22 protein-coding genes are annotated in these 23637 nt (G+C 62.7%); 8 read left to right on the forward strand and 14 right to left on the reverse strand.

The features are described from left to right. Positions 1–263: 263 nt before the first annotated feature. The 3 genes from AYM40_RS31360 to AYM40_RS31375 all read left to right on the forward strand — a co-directional run bounded on the left by AYM40_RS31360 (position 264) and on the right by AYM40_RS31375 (position 3874). Positions 264–1046: an ABC transporter substrate-binding protein gene (locus AYM40_RS31360; protein ID WP_063499887.1), complete on the forward strand. Its 783-nt coding sequence runs from the start codon at positions 264–266 to the stop codon at positions 1044–1046. Between the two features lie 312 nt (positions 1047–1358). Further along, positions 1359–2474, forward strand: a complete 1116-nt coding sequence (locus tag AYM40_RS31370) for a succinylglutamate desuccinylase/aspartoacylase family protein (protein WP_063499889.1) — start codon at positions 1359–1361, stop codon at positions 2472–2474. 257 nt (positions 2475–2731) lie between these two features. Beyond that, positions 2732–3874, forward strand: coding sequence for a porin (locus tag AYM40_RS31375; protein WP_063499890.1), 1143 nt, complete (start codon positions 2732–2734; stop codon positions 3872–3874). 131 nt (positions 3875–4005) lie between these two features. Here the strand turns inward: AYM40_RS31375 and AYM40_RS31380 are convergent, their stop codons facing one another. Next, positions 4006–4329: a type II toxin-antitoxin system HicB family antitoxin gene (locus tag AYM40_RS31380; RefSeq protein ID WP_063499891.1), complete on the reverse strand. Its 324-nt coding sequence runs from the start codon at positions 4327–4329 to the stop codon at positions 4006–4008. Beyond that, complete coding sequence (locus tag AYM40_RS31385) at positions 4319–4570, reverse strand: hypothetical protein (protein WP_063499892.1); 252 nt, start codon at positions 4568–4570, stop codon at positions 4319–4321. The genes AYM40_RS31380 and AYM40_RS31385 overlap by 11 nt, the downstream gene beginning before the upstream one ends. 158 nt (positions 4571–4728) lie before the next feature. Between AYM40_RS31385 and AYM40_RS31390 the strand changes: the two genes are divergently transcribed. Then, on the forward strand, positions 4729–5118 hold the full coding sequence (locus AYM40_RS31390) for a DUF6232 family protein (RefSeq protein ID WP_063500831.1): 390 nt from the start codon (positions 4729–4731) through the stop codon (positions 5116–5118). Positions 5119–5458: 340 nt separating this feature from the next. After that, positions 5459–6586: a hypothetical protein gene (locus tag AYM40_RS31395; RefSeq protein WP_063499893.1), complete on the forward strand. Its 1128-nt coding sequence runs from the start codon at positions 5459–5461 to the stop codon at positions 6584–6586. Between the two features lie 155 nt (positions 6587–6741). On the opposite strand, the gene AYM40_RS31400 is transcribed toward AYM40_RS31395, so the two are convergent. Continuing rightward, positions 6742–9195 (reverse strand): glycogen/starch/alpha-glucan phosphorylase, encoded by a 2454-nt coding sequence (locus AYM40_RS31400; protein WP_063499894.1) that lies wholly within the window; start codon positions 9193–9195, stop codon positions 6742–6744. A 453-nt stretch (positions 9196–9648) separates the two neighbouring features. Next, positions 9649–9849, reverse strand: coding sequence for a hypothetical protein (locus AYM40_RS31405; protein WP_063499895.1), 201 nt, complete (start codon positions 9847–9849; stop codon positions 9649–9651). 83 nt (positions 9850–9932) lie between these two features. Between AYM40_RS31405 and AYM40_RS31410 the strand changes: the two genes are divergently transcribed. Further along, positions 9933–11300: an MFS transporter gene (locus AYM40_RS31410; protein WP_063499896.1), complete on the forward strand. Its 1368-nt coding sequence runs from the start codon at positions 9933–9935 to the stop codon at positions 11298–11300. Positions 11301–11456: 156 nt separating this feature from the next. Here AYM40_RS31410 and ltaE read toward each other — a convergent pair whose 3' ends face one another. Further along, positions 11457–12464, reverse strand: a complete 1008-nt coding sequence (gene ltaE / locus AYM40_RS31415) for a low-specificity L-threonine aldolase (protein ID WP_063499897.1) — start codon at positions 12462–12464, stop codon at positions 11457–11459. 161 nt (positions 12465–12625) lie between these two features. Continuing rightward, positions 12626–13390 carry a peptidoglycan DD-metalloendopeptidase family protein gene (locus AYM40_RS31420; RefSeq protein ID WP_063500832.1) on the reverse strand — a complete coding sequence of 255 codons (765 nt, stop codon included), beginning with the start codon at positions 13388–13390 and terminating at the stop codon, positions 12626–12628. Positions 13391–13813: 423 nt separating this feature from the next. Between AYM40_RS31420 and AYM40_RS31430 the strand changes: the two genes are divergently transcribed. Further along, positions 13814–14134, forward strand: a complete 321-nt coding sequence (locus AYM40_RS31430) for a hypothetical protein (RefSeq protein ID WP_063499899.1) — start codon at positions 13814–13816, stop codon at positions 14132–14134. 291 nt (positions 14135–14425) lie between these two features. Here AYM40_RS31430 and AYM40_RS31435 read toward each other — a convergent pair whose 3' ends face one another. The 6 genes from AYM40_RS31435 to AYM40_RS31460 all read right to left on the reverse strand — a co-directional run bounded on the left by AYM40_RS31435 (position 14426) and on the right by AYM40_RS31460 (position 19584). Then, positions 14426–14743 carry a DUF4148 domain-containing protein gene (locus AYM40_RS31435; protein WP_063499900.1) on the reverse strand — a complete coding sequence of 106 codons (318 nt, stop codon included), beginning with the start codon at positions 14741–14743 and terminating at the stop codon, positions 14426–14428. Between the two features lie 264 nt (positions 14744–15007). Beyond that, positions 15008–16417: an NADP-dependent phosphogluconate dehydrogenase gene (gene gndA / locus AYM40_RS31440; RefSeq protein ID WP_063499901.1), complete on the reverse strand. Its 1410-nt coding sequence runs from the start codon at positions 16415–16417 to the stop codon at positions 15008–15010. A 241-nt stretch (positions 16418–16658) separates the two neighbouring features. Beyond that, positions 16659–17381 (reverse strand): DUF938 domain-containing protein, encoded by a 723-nt coding sequence (locus tag AYM40_RS31445; protein ID WP_063499902.1) that lies wholly within the window; start codon positions 17379–17381, stop codon positions 16659–16661. A gap of 67 nt (positions 17382–17448) precedes the next feature. After that, positions 17449–18318, reverse strand: a complete 870-nt coding sequence (locus tag AYM40_RS31450; RefSeq protein ID WP_063499903.1) for an NAD-dependent protein deacetylase — start codon at positions 18316–18318, stop codon at positions 17449–17451. Positions 18319–18415: 97 nt separating this feature from the next. Next, positions 18416–18655 carry an oxidoreductase-like domain-containing protein gene (locus AYM40_RS31455; protein WP_063499904.1) on the reverse strand — a complete coding sequence of 80 codons (240 nt, stop codon included), beginning with the start codon at positions 18653–18655 and terminating at the stop codon, positions 18416–18418. Between the two features lie 164 nt (positions 18656–18819). After that, the gene (locus AYM40_RS31460) at positions 18820–19584 is read right to left on the reverse strand and encodes an SDR family oxidoreductase (RefSeq protein WP_148662366.1); all 765 of its coding nucleotides are present in this window, start codon (positions 19582–19584) and stop codon (positions 18820–18822) included. A gap of 238 nt (positions 19585–19822) precedes the next feature. Here AYM40_RS31460 and AYM40_RS31465 point away from each other — a divergent pair, with 238 nt between their 5' ends. After that, the gene (locus AYM40_RS31465; RefSeq protein WP_063499906.1) at positions 19823–20680 is read left to right on the forward strand and encodes a polysaccharide deacetylase family protein; all 858 of its coding nucleotides are present in this window, start codon (positions 19823–19825) and stop codon (positions 20678–20680) included. A gap of 135 nt (positions 20681–20815) precedes the next feature. On the opposite strand, the gene AYM40_RS31470 is transcribed toward AYM40_RS31465, so the two are convergent. After that, on the reverse strand, positions 20816–22228 hold the full coding sequence (locus tag AYM40_RS31470) for a DUF2252 domain-containing protein (protein ID WP_063499907.1): 1413 nt from the start codon (positions 22226–22228) through the stop codon (positions 20816–20818). Positions 22229–22300: 72 nt separating this feature from the next. Continuing rightward, on the reverse strand, positions 22301–23314 hold the full coding sequence (locus tag AYM40_RS31475) for a hypothetical protein (protein ID WP_063499908.1): 1014 nt from the start codon (positions 23312–23314) through the stop codon (positions 22301–22303). Positions 23315–23637: the final 323 nt, after the last annotated feature.

Here is a 23637-nt window from a genome sequence, read left to right on the forward strand (position 1 = left end):
TACAGGGCAACACGCCGCGCACCGAAAATACGCATGGCGGGCGCCGCCGAATCCCCACCACATTCCAGCTTCAAAAGCTATGGCCATGCGCTATCCGGTGTTTCACTAGCTACCCAATCTTTTTGAACTGATAAGCTTTGCGCGCGCTGCTTGGCCGCCCCGGCTGGCAGCCTCAACCCAGGCCTGGTCGTAAGTCGCGCCGGGCGTCCCGCAGCGGCACAACCGCATGCGGGAGTATTTGAACTACACCGAGGAGTTAAACAGTGAAAAAACTGCTAGCGGCTTTGACGGTTGCTCTGCTTGCAACCGTCTCGATTGGCGCACACGCTAAAGATTGGTCGACTATCCGTTTCGGCGTTGACGCCAGCTACCCCCCGTTTGAGTCCAAGGGTTCGGACGGCAAGCTCGCGGGCTTCGACATCGACCTCGGCAATGAAATCTGCGCGCGCCTGAAGGCCAAGTGCGTGTGGATCGAAAACGACTTCGACGGCATGATCCCGGCCCTGAAAGCGAAGAAGTTCGACGGCGTGCTGTCGTCGATGTCCATGACGCCGCAACGCGCTGAACAGATCGCCTTCTCGTCGAAGCTGTTCAACACGCCGACGCGCCTCGTCACGAAGAAGGGTTCGGGCATCCTGCCGACCGCCGATTCGCTGAAGGGCAAGGCGGTTGGCGTCGAGCAAGGCACGATCCAGGAAACCTACGCGAAGACGTACTGGGAACCGAAGGGCGCGAAGGTCGTGCCGTATCAGAACCAGGACCAGGTCTACGCGGACTTGCTGTCGGGTCGTCTTGACGCATCGCTGCAGGACGCGGTTGAAGCTGAAATCGGCTTCCTGAAGACGCCGCGCGGCGCGGGCTATGAGTTCGCGGGCAAGGATATCGTCGACGAGAAGATCCTCGGCAACGGCGCGGGCATCGGCATGCGCAAGGAAGACACCGATCTGAAGGCGAAGGTCGACAAGGCGATCGCCGACATCATCAAGGACGGTACGTACAAGAAGCTCGAGAAGAAGTACTTCGACTTCGACGTGTACGGCGGCTAAGCCAGCCACGCGCGTCTAACGACGCGCTTGCCGGCTTGCGAGGAACGGGCTCCGCACCATGCGGAGCCCGTTTCGTTTGCAGGGCCGCTTTGCCGCGCCACCCGGACTGCGATCGAACCGGACAGGCCTGCCCGCATGCCGCGCACGATCCGCACGACGCCGCAAAAGACCACGCGTTGCGTCATATCGGCTAAGATCGTGCGATAGAGGCGCGCCAAACCAGCCCGCCGAAGACCGGCCTTGAGACACCCTTTCCCCCTGTAATCAACGACAAAGCGCGGCATGCCCCACTTGCCCGCGGATTTGAAAACCATGCAAACCCAAACCCATCCGCTGATTGCCCCGACGCTCGGCACCGCCCGTGATTTGACGAGTTTTCACTATGGCCCCGGCGGCGGGCAGAAGATTTACATCCAGTCGTCGCTGCATGCCGACGAGTTGCCCGGCATGCTGGTCTCGTGGGCGTTGCGTCGCAAGCTCGCGGCGCTGGAAGGCGCCGGCAAGCTGCGCGGCGAAGTCGTGATCGTGCCGGTGGCCAATCCGATCGGTCTGAATCAGCACTTTCTCGGCCATTTGACGGGCCGCTTCGAGACCAACAGTGCGCAGAACTTCAACCGCAATTTCTACGAACTGGCGGCGCTGATCAAGCCCGGCATCGAAGCGCGTCTGACCGACAACGCCGACGCCAATCGCACAGCAATTCGCGCGGCGATGCGCGAAGCGCTCGACGCGCAAAAGCCCGAAACCGAACTCGAATCGCAACGGCTGGCACTGCAAAAGCTCTCGTGTGACGCCGATGTCGTGCTCGATCTGCACTGCGACTGGGAAGCCGCGATGCATCTGTACACGAATCCGGACCTGTGGCCGGAAGTCGAGCCGCTTGCCCGCTATCTCGACGCCAAGGCGTCGCTGCTGGCGCTGAATTCGGTGGGCAATCCGTTCGACGAAATCCACAGCTTCTGCTGGTCGGATCTGCGCGGCCGTTACGGCGACCGTTTCCCGATTCCGAACGGCTCGATCTCGGTCACGATCGAACTGCGCGGTCAACGCGAAGTGTCGTACGAGTACGCCGAGCGCGACGCCCAGGCGATCATCGAGTACCTGACCGCGCGTGGCGTGATCGACGGCACGCCGGCGCCGCTGCCGGCGCTCGAATTCGCCGCGACGCCTCTGGCCGGCGCCGAGCCGATCGTCGCGCCGATCAGCGGTGTTCTTGTCTATCGCTGCGAAGTCGGTACCTGGGTCGATGTCGGCCAGGAGATCGCCGATATCGTCGATCCGTTGACCGATCGCGTCGTGACGCTGAAGAGCAACGTGGCCGGCGTGCTGTACGCGCGGCATTTGACGCGCTTCGCGACGGCCGGGCTGGAATTCGCGCGCATTGCCGGTGCGAAAGCGTTCAGAAGCGGGTCGTTGTTGAGCAACTAAGGCGCCTTTGAGGAACACCTGCGGCGACGCTCCCCTGTTTTTGCATGCGGGAGCGGTGCCGGCCAAGCAGATCGCCCGCTGTTTCAGCGGGCGATCTGCGTTTACGCGCCCGGAGTGTCGCGCCGGCGCGACAGATTCCAAAAATAAACAAAGCTGTCACAGACCTTACTCGGCGCTCCCTTAAATTTCGGGCCATCGCACGACCTCGCCAAAGAGCACGGTGTGGCGATCGCTTATTTTTTAATCGGAGAATTGTTTTGAACAAGAAAGTATTTGCCGCCGCTACTCTCGCAGTCTTCGCCAGCGCCGCCCACGCACAAAGCAGTGTCACGCTGTATGGCCTGATCGATGCCGGTTTCACGTATGTCAATCACGCCGGCCCCAAAGGCCAGCACCTCTACCAATACGGCGACGGCGTCTCGCAAGGCAGCCGTTGGGGCCTGCGTGGTTCTGAAGACCTCGGCGGTGGCCTGAAGGCGCTCTTCCTGTTGGAAAACGGCTTTAACTCCGGCACCGGCGCGCTGGGCCAAGGCAGTTCGCTGTTCGGCCGCCAGGCATTCGTCGGCCTTTCGAAGAACGGCATCGGCTCGCTCACGTTCGGCCGTCAATACTCGTTCTCGACCGACTATCTGGGCGGCTCGTACGCCAACGGCGGCCAGACCGTCGCGGGCAACTACGCCTACCACATCAACGATATCGACCAGCTCACGTCGAGCCGCATCAGCAACTCGGTCAAGTTCACCAGCGAGAACTTCGCGGGCCTGACGTTCGGCGCGATGTACGGCTTCTCGAACCAGGCGGGTGCATTTGCTGGCGCGCCGGGCGCTACCGGTTCGTCGTCGGCTTACAGCTTCGGCCTGAACTATGCGAACGGTCCGTTCGGCATCGGCGCGGCGTATACGGACATCCGCTACCCGGGTTCGGCATCGCCGACGACCTTCTCGACGACGCTCGCTAACTCGGCGATCAGCGGTACGGCTAAGGACCTGTCGACGGTCGGCGTCGGCACCAGGTACTCGATCGGCGCAGCTACGATGTGGGCTCTCTGGACGCACACGAACATCGAGCAGATCACCGGGCACATGACGACGTTCAACGCGTACGAAGCAGGCGGCAAATACGCATTCACGCCGGCACTGACGGGCGCGCTGGGCTACACGTACATGCAGTCCAGGGATCTGACCAACGGTCACTGGAATCAGATCGATGCCAGCGCCGACTACGCACTGAGCAAGCGCACCGACGTGTACCTGCTGGGCGTCTATCAGCAAGCTGCGGGCAAGACGTCGAAGAATACCGATCTGCAAGCGCAGATTGGCTCTAGCGCGAGCAGCTACCTGCCGGCCGCAGGCGCAAGCACGCAACTGGCGGTTCGCGTAGGCCTGCGTCACAAGTTCTGATCGGGTGTTGCCGGCGAGGAGCGCGAGTTCCTTGCTGTCCCGAGGTTCTGGAAAACGCCCTGCGGGGCGTTTTTCTTTTTGGGGGGTGGTTCGAGTGCCATGCGACGCACTCTGCGCGCCCACGCCGACACTTACGCCGCGAGCTTCATACTCACTAGCCGATTCAGACTGACGCCCTGCTCAGCCGCTTGCATTGCGAGCGCGCGATGCTGCTCCGGCGGTATCCGAACTCTGAACTCGCCGCTATAGCGCTTCTCGGCCAATGGTTCGGGTGCCGCCTCGCCGCTTTCCTGCATATCCGCGACTGCTTCGGCGACAGCTGCGCGAATGCCCTTCAGCGCGGCATCCGGCGTGCGCGCGAGCCACGATAATGACGGAAACTCCGCGCACAAGCCGACATGTTCGCCGTCCTCGGGCGACCAGGTAACGCGATAGGTGTAGTGATCAGCGGGCATGTTGACTCTCCGTGAGCTTTTCTATGGCTTGTAATACCTGACGTACCTGATACGCCTTGGCTTTGCCGTTATCGTTTTGAATATTGACGCGAGGATCTCCCGGCCACGGCGTTTTGAACACTGCGTGGCTCGTGCCCGAGCGGCGTGGTTCGCCGAAATATTGCGTGCACACCTTAAGTAACGCCGAGAAACGGACATTGGTCGGCTCGCGGCGCATCTGGCCAAGAATTTTCTCCGTCATGAATCAATGGTGCCATTAGTGATACCATTTTTCAAGCGTCAGGCTGAAGTGTGGCACTGAGCGAATCGATCAGCAGCGTCTTGCGCCACCTGGCCACTTCCAGCGCTGCCGCCGCATCTGGTACGCTGCGCCCTTCGCTACCGCTTGCATTGGACTCGATGGAAACCCCTTTCAATGACCGCGGTGTGTCGGTCACGCGCAACGCACTCTCGTCGGCCGGCCAGGTCTTTCCGCTGCGCGACATCGTCGACGTGCAGGTCGTCACCGTGCAGAAGAACAAAGTTCTGCCGCGCGCGATCTCGCTCGCCGGACTCGTCGGCGCTATTGCCGGCGGGATATTGCGCTCCCCCGTCGGCATGGTATGCGGCACGATGCTGATCGTGGTCGGCTGGCTCACGTGGGCGACTCAGGACATCACGCATCGTTTGATGGTGCAGACCGCGAATGGCCCGCGTGAAGCGCTCATGAGCACCGACCGCGAGTTCGTCGAGCGGGTCGCCGCAGCCGTGCACGATGCAAAGGCTGCCACCTCGGCGCCCGGGGCTTGAGCAACCGCCATCCGCAATCGCGCCACGCTCGGCCGCGCGCAAGCCACCGTGATCCGCCGTCCGCGCGACTATTGACATAGATCAATGCTTGCACGGGCAACTTGCTAGCTGCCCCTCAAATCTTTACACATCTTTGCAATTGTCCGCGGGTGGCCGTGTAGAGTCGCCGCTCCTGTTATCGCGTGTTCCCTCCCGCAGGCCCCCGCAAGCGTCCCGGTTTCCCCCGCCCACGCCGCAGCAATCCAGTGAGATTGCCGCCAGTGCTGTTCGAGTTGCCCAACCGGCAGCTCACGATGCATCGCCTTCGCCAGGGACCCGCCTTTTTGCAAAGCGTGATCCTATGTCCCTGTCGTATCTCGATGCCGCGCGCCGGCATGTCGGTTTTCATTTCCGTCCTCATTTCCGCCTTCAATTTCGCCTTCAATTTCGTCGTTCTGCCGCAGCGGCGCTGGTCGCAGCCGGTGCGCTCGCCGCGTTGACCGGCTGCTCCGTCACCTTCCCCACCCCCACGCCGCCGGCCGCCAACGCCGCGCTGATCAACGGCGGCAACGATGGCCTGCTGATTCCGCTGCACGTGGAGCGTGCCGACGAAGATCACGCACGCCTCGGCCTGCCGGTCCAACTCGACGGCAAGCCGGTATACATGGCGCTCGACACAGGCACGCAAGGCACGCGAGTGTTGAAGTCGGTGCTGCCGGGTTCGAGCTATGCGAGTGCCGGCGGCGTGACGTCGTTGTCATTCGCGAACGGCGTAGAAATTCTCGGGGCGGCCGTTAAGGTGCCGTTCAGCCTCGCCGGCACGACGCCAACGCCGATCGCCACACAAGCGGTGGACGTCGTGCGCTGCCTGCCGAATGCGCGGAAGTGCGTCGGGATGGACGGCTACACCGGTGAATTCGGCTGGGCGTTTTCCGGCATCGTCGGCGTCGGCGCCGCGCAGCCGGACGATAGCTGCTGCACCCAACCATTGCGTGCGTTGCCCGGCAACATCGGCCAACGTTATCTGGTGCACTCGAATTTCGCGAAGCCGTACATGGTGTTGAGCCCCTCGAACGCGATTACAAAGGACTACACGATGGTGCCGATGACGGTGTCGAAAGACGGCACGGCGCAATGGCCGCGAGGCTGCGTGAATGTGGGCGACAAGATGACCTTCTGCGCGCCGCTGGTGTTCGCCACCGGCAGCACCGGCATGATCCGCATCGAAATGGACAAAGCGCCCAACTGGACCGGTGACGGCGATGTCGGCAATGTGCTCGACCAGGGCAACTATGCGACGGCCATCGGCACGGGTTCGTGGGTGCACCGTTACGAGAAGGCGCAAGTCACGATCGTCAAGGCGAAGCCGGACGCTAGCCGGATCGTGGTCGGTTTGATGGCGATGCAGAATATCGACGTGCTGTTCGATTTCCCGCGCGGGCAGTTAGGTCTGCATGCCGCGCAAGAGAGCGAACGATTCGCTCCGTGATGTTCATGGGTCGATAGAAAAGGCCGTGCGAATAAATGTACTGTGAACTGCACCCCAAAGGTTGGATCGGTGTCCAACTTTTGGGGTGCAGTTCATTTCGCACGGCCTTTTCTTATTTGAGCACGCATTTTAGCAAGCGCCGCAACACGCCCGCGTCACTCCATACTGAGCGGATTCACATGCCAGATGTTGCGCGCATATTCGCCGATGGTGCGGTCCGATGAAAACTGCCCCATGCCCGCGACATTCTCGATCGCGCTCTCGGCCCACGCGCGCTTGTCGACGAAACGCGCATCCACCTCGTCCTGCGCTTTCGCAAACGCGGCAAAATCGGCGAGCACCATATAGTGATCGCCCCAATCCACCAACGTGTGGAAGATGTCCGAGAAGCGCAGCGGATCGTCCGGCGAGAAGAAGCCCGTGCGAATCTGGTCGAGGGCCATGCGCAGTTCCGGATTCTCCTCGTACACATGCCGCGGCCGGTAACCGGTGGCGCGCAGGTCGTCCACTTCGTCAGCGGTATGGCCGAAGATAAAGATGTTCTCGCGCCCCACCGCGTCGCAGATTTCGATGTTGGCGCCGTCCATTGTGCCGATCGTCAACGCGCCGTTCAGGGCGAGTTTCATGTTGCCCGTGCCTGATGCTTCAGTGCCGGCCATTGAAATCTGCTCCGACAGATCGGCCGCCGGAATGATCAACTCGGCCACGCTCACGCCGTAGTTCGGCACGAACACTACCTTGAGGCGATCGCCGATCAACGGATCGTGATTGACCTTCTCGCTGACGTCGCCGATCAGCTTGATGATCGTCTTCGCCATGCGATACGCGGACGCGGCCTTGCCGGCGAACATCACCACGCGCGGCACCCAATCGCGCTCCGGATTCGCGCGAATCTGGTTATAGCGCACGATCACGTGCAGCACGTTCAGCAACTGCCGCTTGTATTCGTGAATGCGCTTGACCTGGAGGTCGAACAACGCATCGGGATCGAAGTGCAGTTTGGTGTGATGCGCGAGCCGCTGCACGAGCCGCAGTTTGTTCTGCCGCTTCGCTTCACGAAAGGCCTCAAGGAACGCGCCATCGTTGCGCAGATTGCGCAGTTGTTCCAGCTCGAACAGATTGCTGCGCCAATGCGTGCCGATCTGCTGATCGATCAGCGACGACAGCGACGGACTCGCCTGCGCCAGCCAGCGCCGCGGCGTGATGCCGTTGGTGACGTTGGTGAAACGGTCCGGATAGAGGCGTGCGAAGTCGGCGAAAATATCGCGCGTCATCAGTTGCGAGTGCAGCTTCGATACGCCATTCACCTTGTGACTCGCGACGATCGCCAGATACGCCATCCGCACACGCCGCTGGCCATATTCGTCGACGAGCGAAATGCGGCGGATCATCTCGCCGTCATGTCCCAATTGTTCGCTGACATGCTTGAGAAACCCCGCATTGATCTCGAAGATGATCTCCAGATGCCGCGGCAAAAGGCGAGCAAGCATCTCGACGTCCCACGTTTCGAGCGCTTCGGGCATCAAGGTGTGGTTCGTGTACGAGAAGATCCTTGTGACGTGCTGCCATGCCTTGTCCCACGGTTGATGATGAACGTCCACCAGCAAACGCATCAGCTCCGGAATCGCCAGCACCGGGTGCGTATCGTTCAAATGCACCGCGACTTTTTCGGAGAAGCGCCCGAACGTGCTGTGTGTGCGCTGATAGCGGCGAATCAGGTCCTGCATCGTCGCTGAAACAAAGAAGTACTCCTGACGCAGCCGCAACTCGCGGCCCGCCGGCGTCGAATCGTCCGGATAGAGCAGCCGCGAGACGTTCTCAGACATGTTCTTGGTGTCGACCGCGTTGCGGTAATCGCCGCGGTTGAAGGCGCCGAGATCGAGCTCTTCGGTTGCGCGCGCGGACCACAGGCGCAGCGTGTTCGTCGCACTGGTCGCGTAACCCGGAATCACCGTGTCGTAGGCGGTGGCGTTCACATGCTCGGTGTCGATCCACTCGACATGCTCGCCGCGTTGTACCGTGCGCCCGCCGAAATGCACCATGTACTTGATCTCGGGCCGCGGAAACTCCCACGGATTGCCTGCGCGCAGCCAATAGTCCGGCGCTTCGACCTGCTCGCCGTCGACGATCTCCTGACGGAACATGCCGTATTCATAACGGATACCGTAGCCGAAGCCCGGAATGCCGAGGGTCGCCATCGAATCGAGAAAACAGGCGGCGAGCCGCCCGAGACCGCCGTTGCCGAGGGCCGCGTCCGGCTCGATATTGACCAGCGTGTCCATATCGACGCCGAGACTGGCGAGCGCCTCCTTCATCTGATCGTGGATGCCGAGCGCGAGCAACGCGTTCGTAAACGTGCGGCCGATCAGGAATTCCATCGACAGGTAGTAGACGCGTTTGACGTCCTGTTCGTACTGCAGGCGCGTGGTCTTCATCCAGCGCGCGACCAGCCGGTCGCGCACGGCGAGCGCCGCGGCATGCAGCCAGTCATGCGGGTGAGCGGTGACGGCGTCCTTGCCGACGCCATACATCATGCGATTGGAAATTGAGCGCCGTAGCGCGTCGACGGTACTGTTGAGCTGGTCGAATTCCAGATCGACGGCTGTCATCGAAGCCTCCGGGAAATGACGACGCGACATGCGCGAACCGCATAGGTGACGGACGGGAGGCGCGTGCCGGTCAGGCGGGTTAACAAACAGAGTACGACATTTTACGGCCCGCGAACATCGGCGAGCGCAAGCGGGTGTTCATGCACATGCCATGCCCGCCGACACACGCTGCTTCACGGCTTTCGCGCACGTACCCGGTGCAGACGCAGCCGGTGCGCGGCACTGCGCGCGTGCATCGGCCCGCAAAACAGGCAAACGATGGCGAGCGGTGAAAGCCGCCTGCATGGGAGAGGCAGCACGATTATTTTTCCAACGTGTGACTTGCCGATGAATGCGTTGACCGGCTCTATATGTGATCAAATCGGAGCGCCTCGTCTGCTGAACGGTGGTGCTGAAGTAGTGCGTGACAATGCCGAGGCGCACCAGTTCGAAGATGCCGCCCGGGCTTGACCGTTAGTTGCATTGCAAGCGCTCGACAAAGCGCCCCACCCGCTGACCGGCCAGCACGATTTCCACGTCTCTGTAACAATCGCACCATTCGCCGCGCGAGCCGACCTGACTGCTCGACTCAGGCCCCGCGCGCTTCACGCCACGCAATCCTGCCGCTTGCGCGCCGCGCTGTCCCTCCGACGCGCCCGGCGCCACGGCATGCATAACCGACGAGCCACGCCTTGCCCGATCACCCCAGCGCCACCCGTGGCGCCACGCTCGACCAAACCCTTCCAGCGGACGGCCCAATGAGCGCCGCCAACCGCCGCGCGATGGCCGCGATCATGCTCGCGGTCGCGCTCGCCACGCTCGATACCGCGATCGCCAACACTGCCCTGCCCGCCATCGCCGGGGATCTGCACGCCGCGCCCGCGGCGTCGGTGTGGATCATCAACGCCTACCAGCTCGCGATGGTCGCAACACTGCTGCCGCTCGCCGCGCTCGGCGACATCGTCGGGCATCGCAGGATTTATATCGGCGGCATTGCGCTGTTCACGCTGGCGTCGCTAGCGTGCTCGCTCGCGTCGACGCTGCCAATGCTGGCCGCCGCGCGCGTGCTGCAAGGTCTCGGCGCGAGCGCGATCATGAGCGTCAACACGGCGCTGATCCGCTATCTGTATCCGCCGCATCGCCTCGGACGCGGCCTCGGCACTAACGCACTGATCGTCGGCGTGTCGTTTGCGGTCGGGCCGACGGTGGCGTCGCTGATTCTGTCCGTTGCCGCATGGCCGTGGCTGTTCGCGGTCAACGTGCCGCTCGGCCTGCTGGCGCTGGCCTTCGCGTGGCCTGCGCTGCCGCACACCGAGCGCGGCAAGCACAACTTCGACCCGGTTGCGGCGCTCCTCAACGTGATCACCTTCGCCGCGCTGATCTTCGCGCTCGGCGAGGCGGCCCAGCGCGCTTCGACGCAACGGGTGCTGAGTGCGGCCGCGGTCGCCGTGGTGTTCGGCGTATTGCTGATTCGCCGTGAAGCCGGTCACCCGGCGCCGATGCTGCCGGTCGATCTGTTCAAGCGGCCGGTGTTCGCGTTGTCGGCGGTGACCGCGGTGTGTTCGTTCGCCGCGCAAGCGCTGGCGTTCGTGTCGCTGCCTTTCTACTTCGAGGATGTGCTGCATCGCAGCCAGGTCGAGACAGGTTTTCTGATGACGCCGTGGCCCGTGGTGGTCGCGTTGGCCGCGCCGCTGGCGGGCAGTCTGTCCGATCGCTATCCGCCGGGCTTGCTTGGTGCGATCGGCCTTGCGGTGATGTCGGCAGGGATGGCGTCGCTGGCATTGCTGCCGGTGCATCCGCATGTGCTCGACATCGGCATCCGCATGGCGATTTGCGGCGCGGGCTTCGGCTTCTTTCAGTCTCCCAACCTGAAGGCATTGATGGCGAGCGCGCCACCCGAGCGCAGCGGCGGCGCCAGCGGCATCGTCGCGACGGCCCGGCTGCTCGGACAGACCACCGGCGCTGCGCTGGTCGCGCTGAGCTTTGGCATCGCCGGCCGGCACGGACCGACACTCGCGCTCAGCGCCGGCGCCTTCTTTGCCGGCGCGGCGAGCCTCGCGAGCGGACTGCGTCTGTTCGCGCCGTCGCACCGCGCGGGCGTGCACGCGAAAGCGTCGGCGGAATAAAAGAAACGGGCGCACTGCAGTGGCTGTGCGCCCGTTTTTCTAAACTGCCTGAGTCGCGGTATTTTCGATCCCGCCATGTCGATTCAGGCGTTTCTCTCCAAGCCGCTCAAACCTGGCATTTCAATCCCAGTCCTGCCATCCCGCCTGAGCGATCGATCACCGCGCGGCGAAATACCCCTTCACCGCGGCGATAAACGTATCGATATCCGCACGCGACACATCCTTATGCGTGACGAAGCGCGACGCATAGAGCATCTGCGTGAGGATGCCGCGCTCCTTGAGCCACGCTTCGAGCGGCGCGCAATGCTGCTGCGGAAACTGCGCGAACACCATGTTGGTCGCGATCGACTGCACCTTGACCGGGTCGATCGCTTCCAGACCGGCCGCCAGATGCGCGGCATTCGCGTGATCGTCGGCAAGACGCTCGACGTTGTGATCCAGCGCGTACAGGCAAGCCGCCGCCAGCACGCCGGCCTGGCGCATCCCGCCGCCCAGCACCTTGCGCCAGCGATGCGCCACCTCGATCAGCGTCTGGCTGCCGACCAATACCGAGCCGACCGGCGCGCCCAGGCCCTTCGAAAAACAGATCGAGATCGAATCGAACGGTTCGCACAGCGCCGCGACCGGCTTACCCGAAGCAACCGCCGCGTTGTAGACCCGCGCGCCGTCGAGGTGCGCCGACAACCCGCGCTGACGCGCCAACTGCACCGCCTCGTCGACATATGCCGCCGGCAGCACCTTGCCGCCGATGGTATTTTCCAACGCCAGCAGCCGGGTGCGCGCGAAGTGGTTGTCGATCGGCTTGATCGCTGCGGCGATCTTCTCGAGCGGGATCGAACCGTCGGCGGCATTCTCGAGCGGCTGCGGCTGAATGCTGCCGAGCACCGCTGCGCCGCCGCCTTCGTACTTATAGGTGTGCGCCAACTGGCCGACGATATATTCGTCGCCGCGCGCGCAATGCGCCATCAACGCCGCCAGATTGCTTTGCGTGCCGCTCGGGAAGAACAGGCCTGCTTCCTTGCCGGCGCTCTCCGCGACCGCTGCTTGCAGGCGCAGCACGGTTGGGTCGTCGCCCCAGACGTCGTCGCCCACTTCGGCGGCTGACATCGCCGCGAGCATGGCCGGAGTCGGACGGGTTACGGTGTCGCTGCGCAAATCGATCATGGTGAGAGCCTTGTGTGTCCCTGTTTGTGTCAATGCATGACAGCCTGCGACAGGCGGCCCGCGTGCCGCTTCATCTGCTCCGATGGAGGGACGCGGCTCCTGCCGTTGAGCCACACAGTGTATTCAATTAACGCGGCGCTGAAAACCGCGCTAAAAGCAGCTTACCCGCCCGACTTCGGCAGCCACGCAAGCGGATCGACCGGCTGGCCGTTCTGGCGCACTTCGAACTGGATCGACGCCACGCCCCGGCTATCCACGCCGACTTCGCCGATGGTCTGACCTTGCGCGACAGCGTCGCCTTCCTTGACCAGCAGCGTGCTGTTCTGCCCGTAGGCGGTGATCAGCGAGTCGTCGTGCTTGATGATGATGAGCGGACCGTAGGCTTCGATCCCCGTGCCCGCGTACACCACCCGTCCGGTGGCGGCCGCCTTGACCGGATCGCCCGGATGGCCGCCGATCACGATGCCGTTCGACTTGCCCGGCGCAAAGGCTTTCAGGATGGGCCCACGCAACGGCCACAGCAGCACGCCTTGCTGCGCAACACCGGGCGCGCCAAGCGTCGTAGCCGAATCATTCCGGCCGGCAACATTGACCGGGGGGGTCACCACGCTACCCGACGCCATCGGCGGAGCCACCCGCAGCACCTGGCCTGGATTGACGGCCGCATTCGACGCGAGACCGTTCCACGCCGCAACCTCCTGCGGCTTACGGCCGTACGCCGACGCGATGCCCGCCAGCGTGTCGCCCGGATTGGCGCGGTAGTAACCGGCCGGCACAGGGACAGTGGCAAGGGTAGTCGGACGGGACGGCGCGCTGCTGTAGAACGGCGTGCTTTCCCACGGCATCGTGGTACAGCCGCTGAACATCACGCCGAGTGTCGCCGAGATCAGCAACCGGGTCGCCGTGAATTGCCATTGTCTTGTCATGTAAATTTCCTCGACACTTTGATTCAATCGGATTCAATCAGCCCCCAAGCATTTGCCGTGCCTCTGGGTGCAGGCGCTGCGGCGTGTATCCATTATGCCGCCCGCATATGCTGGCGATATCGAGCGCGCCCCATGGACGCGCCGCAGTGAAGCGCTTGCTGCGAATGATCTTCAGGGCGGATAGCGGCTCGAGAATCAGACGCTGCCGGCGCGTTATCCGTGCCGCATACGGGACCACCCGGCCGGCGGGATCACGCGTTTCGACTGGGCCCATTATAGGTGTTGCGGCAGGCACGACCGCCGGCAGGAGACCGCCCGAGCACATTCGTATGATCATTGAATCCTTTCAGCCCTCGCCTATACTCAGTCATGCTGCCGCAGCGTACCGTAAGCAAAACGCCTGAATCCTGCGAGGAGTTGGGGATGAACAAAGCCACGTTTCTGGCCGTGCAATTCAACGTCGACGATGTTGCGGCGTCGCCCGGTTTGGTCGAGTTGCTGAACACGCATCTGGTTTTCGCGGCAGACGTCGCCGAAGCCGCCGACGCGCTGGTCCAGTTGGCCAGCATCGCGGGATTGTCGAGCGGTGTCGAAGCCAGCGTCGAGATTCCGGCTCTAGCGATCGAACGGCTGCGCGAGGCGCTCGACAATCTCAGCGGCTACGACGAATCCTGGTTGCTTGCCCTGGAGCCAAGCCGCGCGTTGTTCGACGAAATAGGCCGTCGGCAACGCACCGTGCATTAAAGCTGCGCTCGGACGGCGAAACGCGCCGCGCGCAACTCGAAGCGCAACGCGTGGCCGCGCAGGCGCATCTGAACAAGGCGCATCAAGGCGCATCGGCAGATTCATCAGCTCAATCTGACCAGCAATGAAGGGATTCCGCATTTGCCGAACCGTTGATGCGTGCTTCGAAACCGATCTGACGGCGAAGCCTGGGCCGTAAACGACAAAACGCCGCCCGGCAATCCGGTCGGCGTTTTCGTTATTGCCCGCCGCCAATCAGCAAGGCGGCGTTTCCATCGGCTTCGGCGCGAATTAGTTGCCGAAGTAGACCGAGTTGCGGTCATTGCTGCTCACCGGACGACCCGCTTGCGAGCTGCCTGCGATCGGTGCGCCGTAGCCGCTGTTCACTGCTTGAGCGGTGCCGTTCTGTGCGTCGACGCGTGCCTGTGCGGCTTGCAGGTTAGCCGGGTAGTTGATTTGATCGCCGCTCGGGTTGTAACCCGCCTTTTCGAGTTGCACCAGTTGAGCGCGTACTTCAGCGCGCGTCACCGGCTGGTTCGATTGAGCAAACGAAGCAACAGGAGCGACCAGAGCGGCAGCGACGACAACTGCAGAGATAAGAGTCTTCATGATGTAAACCTCCAGAACTTGTATTTAATGTGCTTTGGGCTCGTTGTCCCGTAGCGCTTAAGTACAAGTTTAGGAGCGTTGACACCTAGGGGAAACCCCTAAAACGACGAAACTCTATTTCGAATTTCACAATAATAGACAAGCTGCCGAGTCGGCACGCTATTTGTCTGATAGCCTTCAGCAATAATTGCCTGCTCGATTTCATTCGGTCGCGCGGCCCGGCGCGCCTTACTGCACGCGCGCGCCGGGCCGCAATTCAAACACTTAACCCCAGTTCGCGTGGAAGCTGCCCGGCTTGTCGATACGTTCGAACGTATGCGCGCCGAAGAAATCGCGCTGTGCCTGCACCAGGTTCGCCGGCAGGCGTTCCGAGCGATACGCGTCGAAATAGGCCACGGCCGACGCGAACGCCGGCACCGGCACGCCCGCATTGATGGCGGCAATCACCACTTCGCGCAACGCCGACTGATAGTTCTTCGCGATGTCGCGGAAGTACGGGTCGAGCAGCAGATTGGCGATCGCCTTGTCTTTCGCATAGGCGTCGGTGATTTTCTGCAGGAAGCGGGCGCGGATGATACAGCCGGCGCGGAAAATCTTCGCGATTCCGCCGTAATCCAGATCCCACTTGTACTCTTCCGACGCCGCCCGCAGTTGCGCGAAACCTTGCGCATACGAAATCACCTTGCTGAAGTACAACGCGCGGCGCACTGACTCGATGAATGCGTCACGCCCGGCACCGAGCGGCTTCGCCACCGGTCCTTCCAGCACCTTGCTCGCGGCCACGCGCTGATCTTTCAGCGACGACAGCACGCGCGCGAACACGGCTTCCGTAATCAGCGGCAGGGGCGCGCCGAGGTCGAGCGCATTCTGGCTGGTCCACTTGCCGGTGCCCTTCTGTGCGGCGCGGTCGAGGATCACGTCGACCAGATCCTTGCCGGTTTCTTCGTCTTTCTTCTTGAAGATCTTCGAGGTGATTTCGATCAGATAGCTATCGAGCTCGCCCTCATTCCATTCGGTGTAGACCTTGGCCAGTTCCTCGTTCGACAAACCGACCACCTGCTTGAGCACCGCGTAGCTCTCGGCGATGAGTTGCATGTCGCCGTATTCGATGCCGTTGTGCACCATCTTCACGAAGTGGCCCGCGCCGTCCGGTCCCATGTACGCGACGCAGGGCTCGCCGTCCGGCGCCTTGGCGGCGATTTCGGTGAGAATCGGGGCGACCAGGTCATAGGCGTCGCGCTGGCCGCCAGGCATGATCGACGGGCCTTTCAATGCGCCCTCTTCGCCGCCCGACACCCCCGTGCCGATGAAATGCAGGCCGGCTTTTGCGAGTTCCTGATTGCGGCGGATGGTGTCGGTGAAATGCGTATTGCCGCCGTCGATCAGGATGTCGCCCTTGTCCAGCAGCGGCTTGAGCTGCGCGATCGTGGCGTCGGTCGGCTCGCCTGCCTTGACCATCAGCAGAATGCGGCGCGGTTTTTCCAACGACTCCACGAACTCTTCCAACGTGAAGGCCGGCACCAGCTTCTTGTCCGGATATTCGGCGATGAGTTCGTCGGTTTTCTCGCGGCTGCGATTGTACACCGACACCGCATGGCCGCGGCTTTCGATGTTGAGCGCCAGATTGCGGCCCATGACCGCTAGCCCCACCACGCCGATTGCCTGTTTGCCCATGTGAATTCTCCAGAGTCCAATTATGTCGAGACGCCGCGCCGGAAGGAACATCGGCGGGACGTCGAGGGTGAAAGGATAAAAGAAATGCCGGCTTGCCGCTCGTTGGCGCACATTGACGCTCAGCGAGCGAACCTTTTCCGCTACGTGTGGCTGCCTCACGAGACAGCTCGCCCTTTGCCTCGTGACGCGCTTTATGGCGCACGTCACGACGCCGATCAGGCACCCACACGTCGAACGTCTGTCAGACCCGCGCCACGTCCTGGCGTTTCCTGAACACGAGACTGAAATTGTTGGCCGGCATCGCGATCGGCTCGTCGCACACGAGTCCGACCGATGCGCCCAACGCTACCACGGCCTCCATATCGCGCACGCCCCACGCGGGGTCGCGGCTGCGCAACTGCTGATCGAACGCATCGTTGCTCGGCGAGATATGCGCGCCGCCGCGTTTATAAGGACCGTACAGATACAGTACACCGCCATCGGCCAGACGGCGGCTCGCGCCGGCGAATAGCGCTTGCGTCGCGCTCCACGGCGAGATGTGAATCATGTTGATACAGACTACGGCGTCGAGCTTGTCGAGCTTGTCGAGCTTGTCGAGCTTGTCGAGCTTGTCGAGCTTGTCGTGCGTATCGGGCTTGTCGTGCGTATCGGGCTTGTCGTGCTTATCCACGCCCCAATCCGCCTGATGCACGTCGAGGGCGAGCGGTGCGCGCACGTTCGCCAGCCCTTCGTGCGCAACCCACGCCGCAATCGACGCACGCGCATCCGCATCGAGATCGCTCGGCTGCCAGTCAAGCCCAGGCAACGCGCGGGCGAAGCAGACAGCGTGCTGGCCCGTGCCGCTCGCGATTTCCAGCACGCGGCCGGTGGCGGGCAGCACCTCGCGCAATACAGCAAGAATCGGTTCGCGATTGCGTTCGGCGGACGGCGAACGTTGCCGCAACGCCGCATGAAAATCAGTCATGTTCACCCTGTTTCAATATGAGGCCGTGCACACGCGTTCGGCGCGTTCACGGCTGTAGGTGGCGTGTTCAGTCCAGCGCCAGACGGCCCGCGAGCGCGGTCAGGGTATCGGCGCAGGGTGCGGCGATTTTCAGCGACAGCAGCGCATCGGCGCGCGTGCGCCCGAGATTGATCGCGACGATCGGCTTGCCCTGCTTCTGCGCCCACACGCAGAAACGGTAGCCCGAATAAACCATCAGCGACGAGCCGACCACCAGCACTGCGTCCGCCGCATCGAGCGCCTGCGAAGCCGCTTCGACACGCTCGCGCGGCACGCTTTCGCCGAAGAACACCACCGCGGGCTTCAGCAAACCGCCGCAGTTCGTGCACGCCGGAATGCGGAATGATTCGATATCGTGCCACTCCAGATGCGCGTCGCCGTCGGCGGCGGTTTCGGCGGTGACGTTCAGCAACGCGGGATTGTCGGCTTCGAGCGTCTGCTGGATCGACGCGCGCGAATGCTGCAACCCGCAGTCCAGACACGTCACGGCGTCGATGCCGCCATGCAGTTCGATCACCTCGCGGCTGCCCGCCCGTTGATGCAAACCGTCGACGTTCTGCGTGACGAGCGTCGGCACATGTCCCGCGGCTTCGAGCCGGGCCAATGCGGTATGCGCGGCATTCGGCTGCGCGTCGGCCACCACCGGCCAGCCGACCATGCTGCGTGCCCAATAGCGCTGGCGCATCGCGGCCGTGCCGAGAAATTCCTGCAGCGTGATCGGCGGCGAACGCTTCCACGCGCCATTGTCGTCGCGATAGCCGGGAATGCCGGAGTCGGTGCTGATGCCCGCGCCGGTCAGCACGAACAGACGCGGATAACGCTGCACGAAGGTATGCAGGTCGTCCAGCGTGTGCGATTCGTTGAACGGTTCGATGTGCGTGGGTTGAGGGTTGGTCATGACGGGGATAGGGTATGGCTGCGGATTCGACCGGTCATTGCAACACCCAGTGTTTCAACAAGGTTCGTAAACTGCAAGGTCCGACGAGGTCGACCGTTCAGCGGCGCGTGCGCGATTTGCTCTGCCGCGCATGTGCCGTGCGCACCGTTTGCACCGTTTGCACCGCTCGCGCCACCTGCCGCGCCTGCCACTCGGCGAGCGCTGATCGATAGCGCTCGAACGCTTCATCGTAGAGGTCGAAGATGCACGGATTGCAGCCACTATGACAACAATCGTCGAGGTCGGGCTGCACGGGCGGCACCGGCTGCAGGTCGTCCTTGGGCGAGGCACGGGGCACGGCGAATCGCTTTTTCGAAAGGCGGGAAGCGCTCAGTATAAGTTGATCTCCCGCGATGCGCGCTGCAGCGGTTCGACATCAACCCGCGACCTGAATCCGCGCCTTCAATTCACGCCCCAAGCCCTTTCCTTCAACCCGCTCTCGCCGTGAACGCTGCGCCGTGCTCAGCCCCTGCCGACGAACGGCATCTTGCTCGCCATGATAGTCATGAACTGCACATTCGCCGACAGCGGCAATTCCGCCATATGCAGCACCGCGTCGGCAACGTGCTGCACGTCCATCAACGGCTCGACCGCAATTTCGCCGTTCGCCTGCGGCACGCCGCGCGCCATCCGCTCCGCCATTTCCGTTGCGGCATTGCCGATGTCGATCTGCCCGCACACGATGTCGTATTGGCGGCCGTCGAGCGAAACGGCTTTCGTGATGCCGGTAATCGCGTGCTTGGTCGCCGTGTAGGCAATGCTGTTCGGCCGCGGTGCATGCGCGGAAATCGAGCCGTTGTTGATGATGCGGCCGCCTCGCGGCGTCTGCGTTTTCATCAGACCGAATGCGGCACGTGTGCAAAGAAACACGCCGGTGAGATTGGTGTCGACCACCGAGCGCCATTCGTCGATATCGAGTTCGTCGATATCGACTGGGGAGCCGTTGCGGCCTGCGTTATTGAACAGCACGTCGAGCCGGCCGCGCCGCGCACGGATCGTGTCGAACAGCGCGGCGACGCTGCCGGCATCCGTCACGTCGCAGGCCACGGCGAGCGCGTCGCCACCCAGTTGCTGCGCTTCTTCGACCACGGCGTCGAGCGGCGCCTGGCGACGGCCGGCGAGGACAACGCTATAGCCATGTTCCAGCATCTTGAGCGCGCAAGCCCGGCCGATGCCGCTGCCCGCGCCCGTCACCAGCGCCACTTTCTTGGTTCCCGTTCCTGTCACAGCGCGTCTCCTGCTCCGTTTCTTTGGCCTTAGCACCATACAACAGCGGATTGTCCACCACAAATGCAAAGGCGCGACCGTCGCCAGGCATGACGTCTTTCAATCTGCTTTCAGCATTTACCGTTCATGTCCGCGGCCGCGTCGAACGACGCATCAATGGTATCGTTTGCCGTTGCGCGTCGCGCGCGCGATTCAAGACCTTCCCAGGACGGAGGAAGGAAGACAGGAAGCACGCTTAATGAACGAACTCTCCACGCCGCCACAAGGCGGTGACGCCGCGCCGCCGCGCCGCTGGCCGCGCACCGGCTATCCCGCGATGCTCCCCGCGACCGCCGCCTGGCACGTATTCGTGCTGGCCGGATGGCTGCTGGCGCCCGCCGCGTGGCCGTGGTGGCTGGCCGCGATCTTCGCGAATCACGCTATTTTCACGGTAGCCGGACTGTTGCCGCGCACCACGCTGCTAGGCCCGAACTGGACACGCCTGCCTGTTGGCGCGCACAACGCAGACGCGATCGCACTGACCATCGACGACGGTCCCGATCCGGTCGTCACACCACAGGTGCTCGATCTGCTCGACGCCTTCGACGTGCGCGCCACCTTCTTCTGTATCGGCGCGAAAGCGCAACGTTATCCGGAGCTCACACGCGAAATCGTCGCACGCGGGCATGCGCTGGAAAACCATTCGCAGGTTCACGTGCACACGTTTTCGGTCACGTTTCCGGGCGCGCTCACGCGCGAGATCGACGCGGCGCAGCGCACCTTCGAAGCAGTGAGCGGCGAGCGGCCGCTGTTCTTCCGCGCCCCGGCGGGGTTGCGCAACCTCTTTCTCGAGCCCGTGCTGCGCAAACTCGATTTGCGGCTCGCGGCGTGGACGCGGCGCGGCTACGACACGCGCGAGCGCGATCCGCAATTGGTCGCGCATCGGCTGCTTAACGGCCTTGCGCCGCGCGACATTCTGCTGCTGCACGACGGCAATGCCGCGCTCACCATCGAGGGCAAACCGCTGATCCTTGCCGTCCTGCCGCGCGTGATCGACGCGGCCCGCCGGCAGCACTTGCGCTTCGTTACGCTGCGTGAAGCACGTATCGACGACTGAGCCGCCCCCCTTCCCGCGAGTGCCGGCCACCCCGCCCGGCACTCGGCGAGCCACGCAAACATTGCTCACGCAACTCGAACGCGGCTCAAACGCGGTTTAAGCGCAACTCAAACGCAGCTCAAGCGCGACTAACTGTTACACGCGGAAATCCGCCGCCATGTCTTCGTCCGTGCGCGCCTCGAGCTCGCCGTTTCGGCAAGCTTTCAGGAACACGTCGTAGTCACGTTCCACCTGGTCCGCGTAGCTGCAGGCATAGCCGGTGAGCGATTCCGCGAACTGATCGCCGCGGCCGATATACGCGCTGACTTCGATCGCCTGGCCGCTCGCCTTGCCATGCGCGCGCGCCATGATCCAGCCGCAAAGTTTCGCGTAACCTTCCAGCAGGTCGGTATCGAACAACTCGATGTTCGCCGACAGTTTCATGTCGCGCAGTTGCCGGAAGTAGAAATGGCGCCCTAACGGACCGTTCGCCCAGCCGAGAAAGATGTCGCTCGCGGCTTGCAACACGCGCTGCCCTTGCACGACGCGCTCGCCCTCGTGCTTGATGGCCGGCGACTTGTAGTACTGGGAGATCACCGACGGCCGCGCCTCCTTGAGTTGCAGAAACAAAGGCTTGCCCATGTGATCCACGCTTAGCACAACCATACAGCGAGTGCCGACGCTGCCAACGCCCACCACTTTGAACACGATATCCTGCACGGTGAAATGGGCGAGCAACTCGCGCCGGTCGTGCGGCATCGTCTTCAGATACTCGCCCCACATGCGTTCGAGCATCTTGCGCCAGTTGGCGCCCCTGAATGCTTCGGTTTCTTCCGGCGTGAACAGCGTGTTCGCGCCCAGCACGTGAAACAGCGCCGGCGGCGCGTCGCGGATCGTCCAGCGGTCGCCGTCGAAATCGGCCATCTTTTCCATCAGGTTTTCGTGAGTACGGCTCGCGGCCTTTTCCATGCCGCGCCGCACGATGCGGCGGCGTTCGGGGCTCAGTGCGGTTTCCGCCATGCGGTCGAAGGTGATGCGGTCGTACCAGAGCTCGAGCGCGCCGCACTGCGCATACTGCGCCATGCGGTCGCGGTATTCGGTGACGGCGGTCATCACCAGATGCTCCGCCGTGCCGCGGCTCAAGCGCATGTGGCGCGCGGCGACCACGAGGCTCGCGGTCAGGCGTTTCAGGTCCCATTCGAAAGGACCCGTTGCAACTTCGTCGAAGTCGTTCAGATCGAATACGAGTTGACGCTCGGGCGTCGCGAATCCACCGAAATTCATCAGATGGCCGTCGCCGCAAATCGGCATGGTGAGGCCGGTGTCGGGAATCTGGCTCAGGTCATGGGCCTGAATGATCGCGGTCCCGCGAAAGAACGTGAACGGCGACACCGACATGCGCCCGTAGCGCAGCGGCACGAGCCTTTCGACCCGCCCCTCGCTGCTTCGCTTAAGCAACTCGATTGGGTTGCGATGCAATTCGCCTACCGTGCGATGGCTCGAACGTTTCGAGTGCTCACGGGCGGCACGGCCACGGGCCTCCCGTTCGGCGATGGTGCTGGCTTTCATGCTCTTCTCCGGTTTTTGTATGAATCTTTACTATCGGTTCTAGAAGACTGCTTCTGCGGGCACGGTGAGCCGTCACCAACGGTAGCCCACACCGCCGAAAATCACATCTGAATCGCGATCATAGCGTGTCACGACACGGTTCCATTCGATCCGCGCATCCCAACGATCGGTCAGGCGATACGAGCCCGCGATCGTGACGAGGCCCGAAAATTTCCCGGCACCTGGCCCCGGCGTAAGACTGTTCTCGTTTTCGTTGATCGCGTAGTAGGTGCCGACGCCGAGCGCCAGCGTGACTTTGTCATCGAGGAACGCGCGGGTCGCCCACAATTGGCTTGTGATACCGTCGCGGCGCGACACCTTGCTGCTGCCTTCGTGCAGATAGCCGAGCGTCACGTCGAGGTATTTCGCGAGGCCGCGCCGGTACTCGATCGCGCCGCCCGGCGCGGTAGGCGAGCTGGTGGAATTGATGATGGTTTCGCCGAGGTAGACCGCCACTTCGTTGTTGGTGACCTTGTGCGTGCTGCCGCTCGCCCAGTCGCGCGGACCGGGGGTGCCCGGGGCATCGAGCTGATAGCCGACGCCGAACATCACGCTTGTCGCATCCGGCCCGCGTTGCACATGCACGCGATTCAACTGCAACTGGGTGATCCACCGGCTCGACGCGTAGTACGCGGCGCGCACGCTGTACACGGCACCCCAGCCGTGCGTGTCCGAATAACTTCCGCCTTGCACGGCCGTGGTGGTGTCGAAGTAACGGTATGGGCCGATGCCCGCCTGCAGGATGAACTGCGGGCTCCCAACGGGAATGCGGCCCCATAGCTGGATCATCTGGCCGTCGCGATGATGGTCGGGGATGTGTCCTTCATTGAGCCACGTGAAGCTCGCGGCAAAGTATTGCCCGAGCCCTTCCTGATAATTGAACGCCCACGTATAGGTGTTTGTGTTGCCCGCGCGCGAACCACCTCCGAAAAGCGAAAACTCCTGAGCGTGAGCCGCGTTGGACGCGAACAGAAGTCCGAGACCGGCAATGCAGGAGGCGGCCTGGATTGCCAGCCTACCGGTCACAGCAAAATTCAGGTTCCGCATGCTCCTTGCATCTCCGGATGAGTCGCTGTCGCTGCTGGGATTCATGAACTGACGAGAAGCCGGTTCACAGCTTGGGGCGCCCGAACCGGCAGTCTTTACAGTTACAAATTGATTGCCATGCTAGCAGACCGCTTGGAAAAAATGTCACTCCATGCATTTTGAATAGGCCGGTCACACAGCGATTTCCTCGATTACGCAATCCGCAAATGCCCACGACTAGTTGCAGCCGCAACGACTGACCACAATGGATAAAGAACTACCGGAACTCAATTCGATGGACTAACCAGTTGGCGAATATTTGCTTTTCCACGGACTGTTGAAGT

This window comes from Paraburkholderia phytofirmans OLGA172 (genome assembly GCF_001634365.1).
In the GTDB taxonomy this organism is placed as follows: domain Bacteria; phylum Pseudomonadota; class Gammaproteobacteria; order Burkholderiales; family Burkholderiaceae; genus Paraburkholderia.

Bases quoted from the DNA above. Each gene is read 5' to 3' on its own strand.
- AYM40_RS31370 (WP_063499889.1), top strand. From the start codon at position 1,359: ATGCAAACCCAAACCCATCCGCTGATTGCCCCGACGCTCGGCACCGCC.
- AYM40_RS31380 (WP_063499891.1), bottom strand. From the start codon at position 4,329: ATGCCCGCTGATCACTACACCTATCGCGTTACCTGGTCGCCCGAGGAC.
- AYM40_RS31385 (WP_063499892.1), bottom strand. From the start codon at position 4,570: ATGACGGAGAAAATTCTTGGCCAGATGCGCCGCGAGCCGACCAATGTC.
- AYM40_RS31390 (WP_063500831.1), top strand. From the start codon at position 4,729: ATGGAAACCCCTTTCAATGACCGCGGTGTGTCGGTCACGCGCAACGCA.
- AYM40_RS31395 (WP_063499893.1), top strand. From the start codon at position 5,459: ATGTCCCTGTCGTATCTCGATGCCGCGCGCCGGCATGTCGGTTTTCAT.
- AYM40_RS31400 (WP_063499894.1), bottom strand. From the start codon at position 9,195: ATGACAGCCGTCGATCTGGAATTCGACCAGCTCAACAGTACCGTCGAC.
- AYM40_RS31405 (WP_063499895.1), bottom strand. From the start codon at position 9,849: ATGCATGCCGTGGCGCCGGGCGCGTCGGAGGGACAGCGCGGCGCGCAA.
- AYM40_RS31410 (WP_063499896.1), top strand. From the start codon at position 9,933: ATGAGCGCCGCCAACCGCCGCGCGATGGCCGCGATCATGCTCGCGGTC.
- ltaE (WP_063499897.1), bottom strand. From the start codon at position 12,464: ATGATCGATTTGCGCAGCGACACCGTAACCCGTCCGACTCCGGCCATG.
- AYM40_RS31420 (WP_063500832.1), bottom strand. From the start codon at position 13,390: ATGACAAGACAATGGCAATTCACGGCGACCCGGTTGCTGATCTCGGCG.
- AYM40_RS31430 (WP_063499899.1), top strand. From the start codon at position 13,814: ATGAACAAAGCCACGTTTCTGGCCGTGCAATTCAACGTCGACGATGTT.
- AYM40_RS31435 (WP_063499900.1), bottom strand. From the start codon at position 14,743: ATGAAGACTCTTATCTCTGCAGTTGTCGTCGCTGCCGCTCTGGTCGCT.
- gndA (WP_063499901.1), bottom strand. From the start codon at position 16,417: ATGGGCAAACAGGCAATCGGCGTGGTGGGGCTAGCGGTCATGGGCCGC.
- AYM40_RS31445 (WP_063499902.1), bottom strand. From the start codon at position 17,381: ATGACTGATTTTCATGCGGCGTTGCGGCAACGTTCGCCGTCCGCCGAA.
- AYM40_RS31450 (WP_063499903.1), bottom strand. From the start codon at position 18,318: ATGACCAACCCTCAACCCACGCACATCGAACCGTTCAACGAATCGCAC.
- AYM40_RS31465 (WP_063499906.1), top strand. From the start codon at position 19,823: ATGAACGAACTCTCCACGCCGCCACAAGGCGGTGACGCCGCGCCGCCG.
- AYM40_RS31470 (WP_063499907.1), bottom strand. From the start codon at position 22,228: ATGAAAGCCAGCACCATCGCCGAACGGGAGGCCCGTGGCCGTGCCGCC.
- AYM40_RS31475 (WP_063499908.1), bottom strand. From the start codon at position 23,314: ATGCGGAACCTGAATTTTGCTGTGACCGGTAGGCTGGCAATCCAGGCC.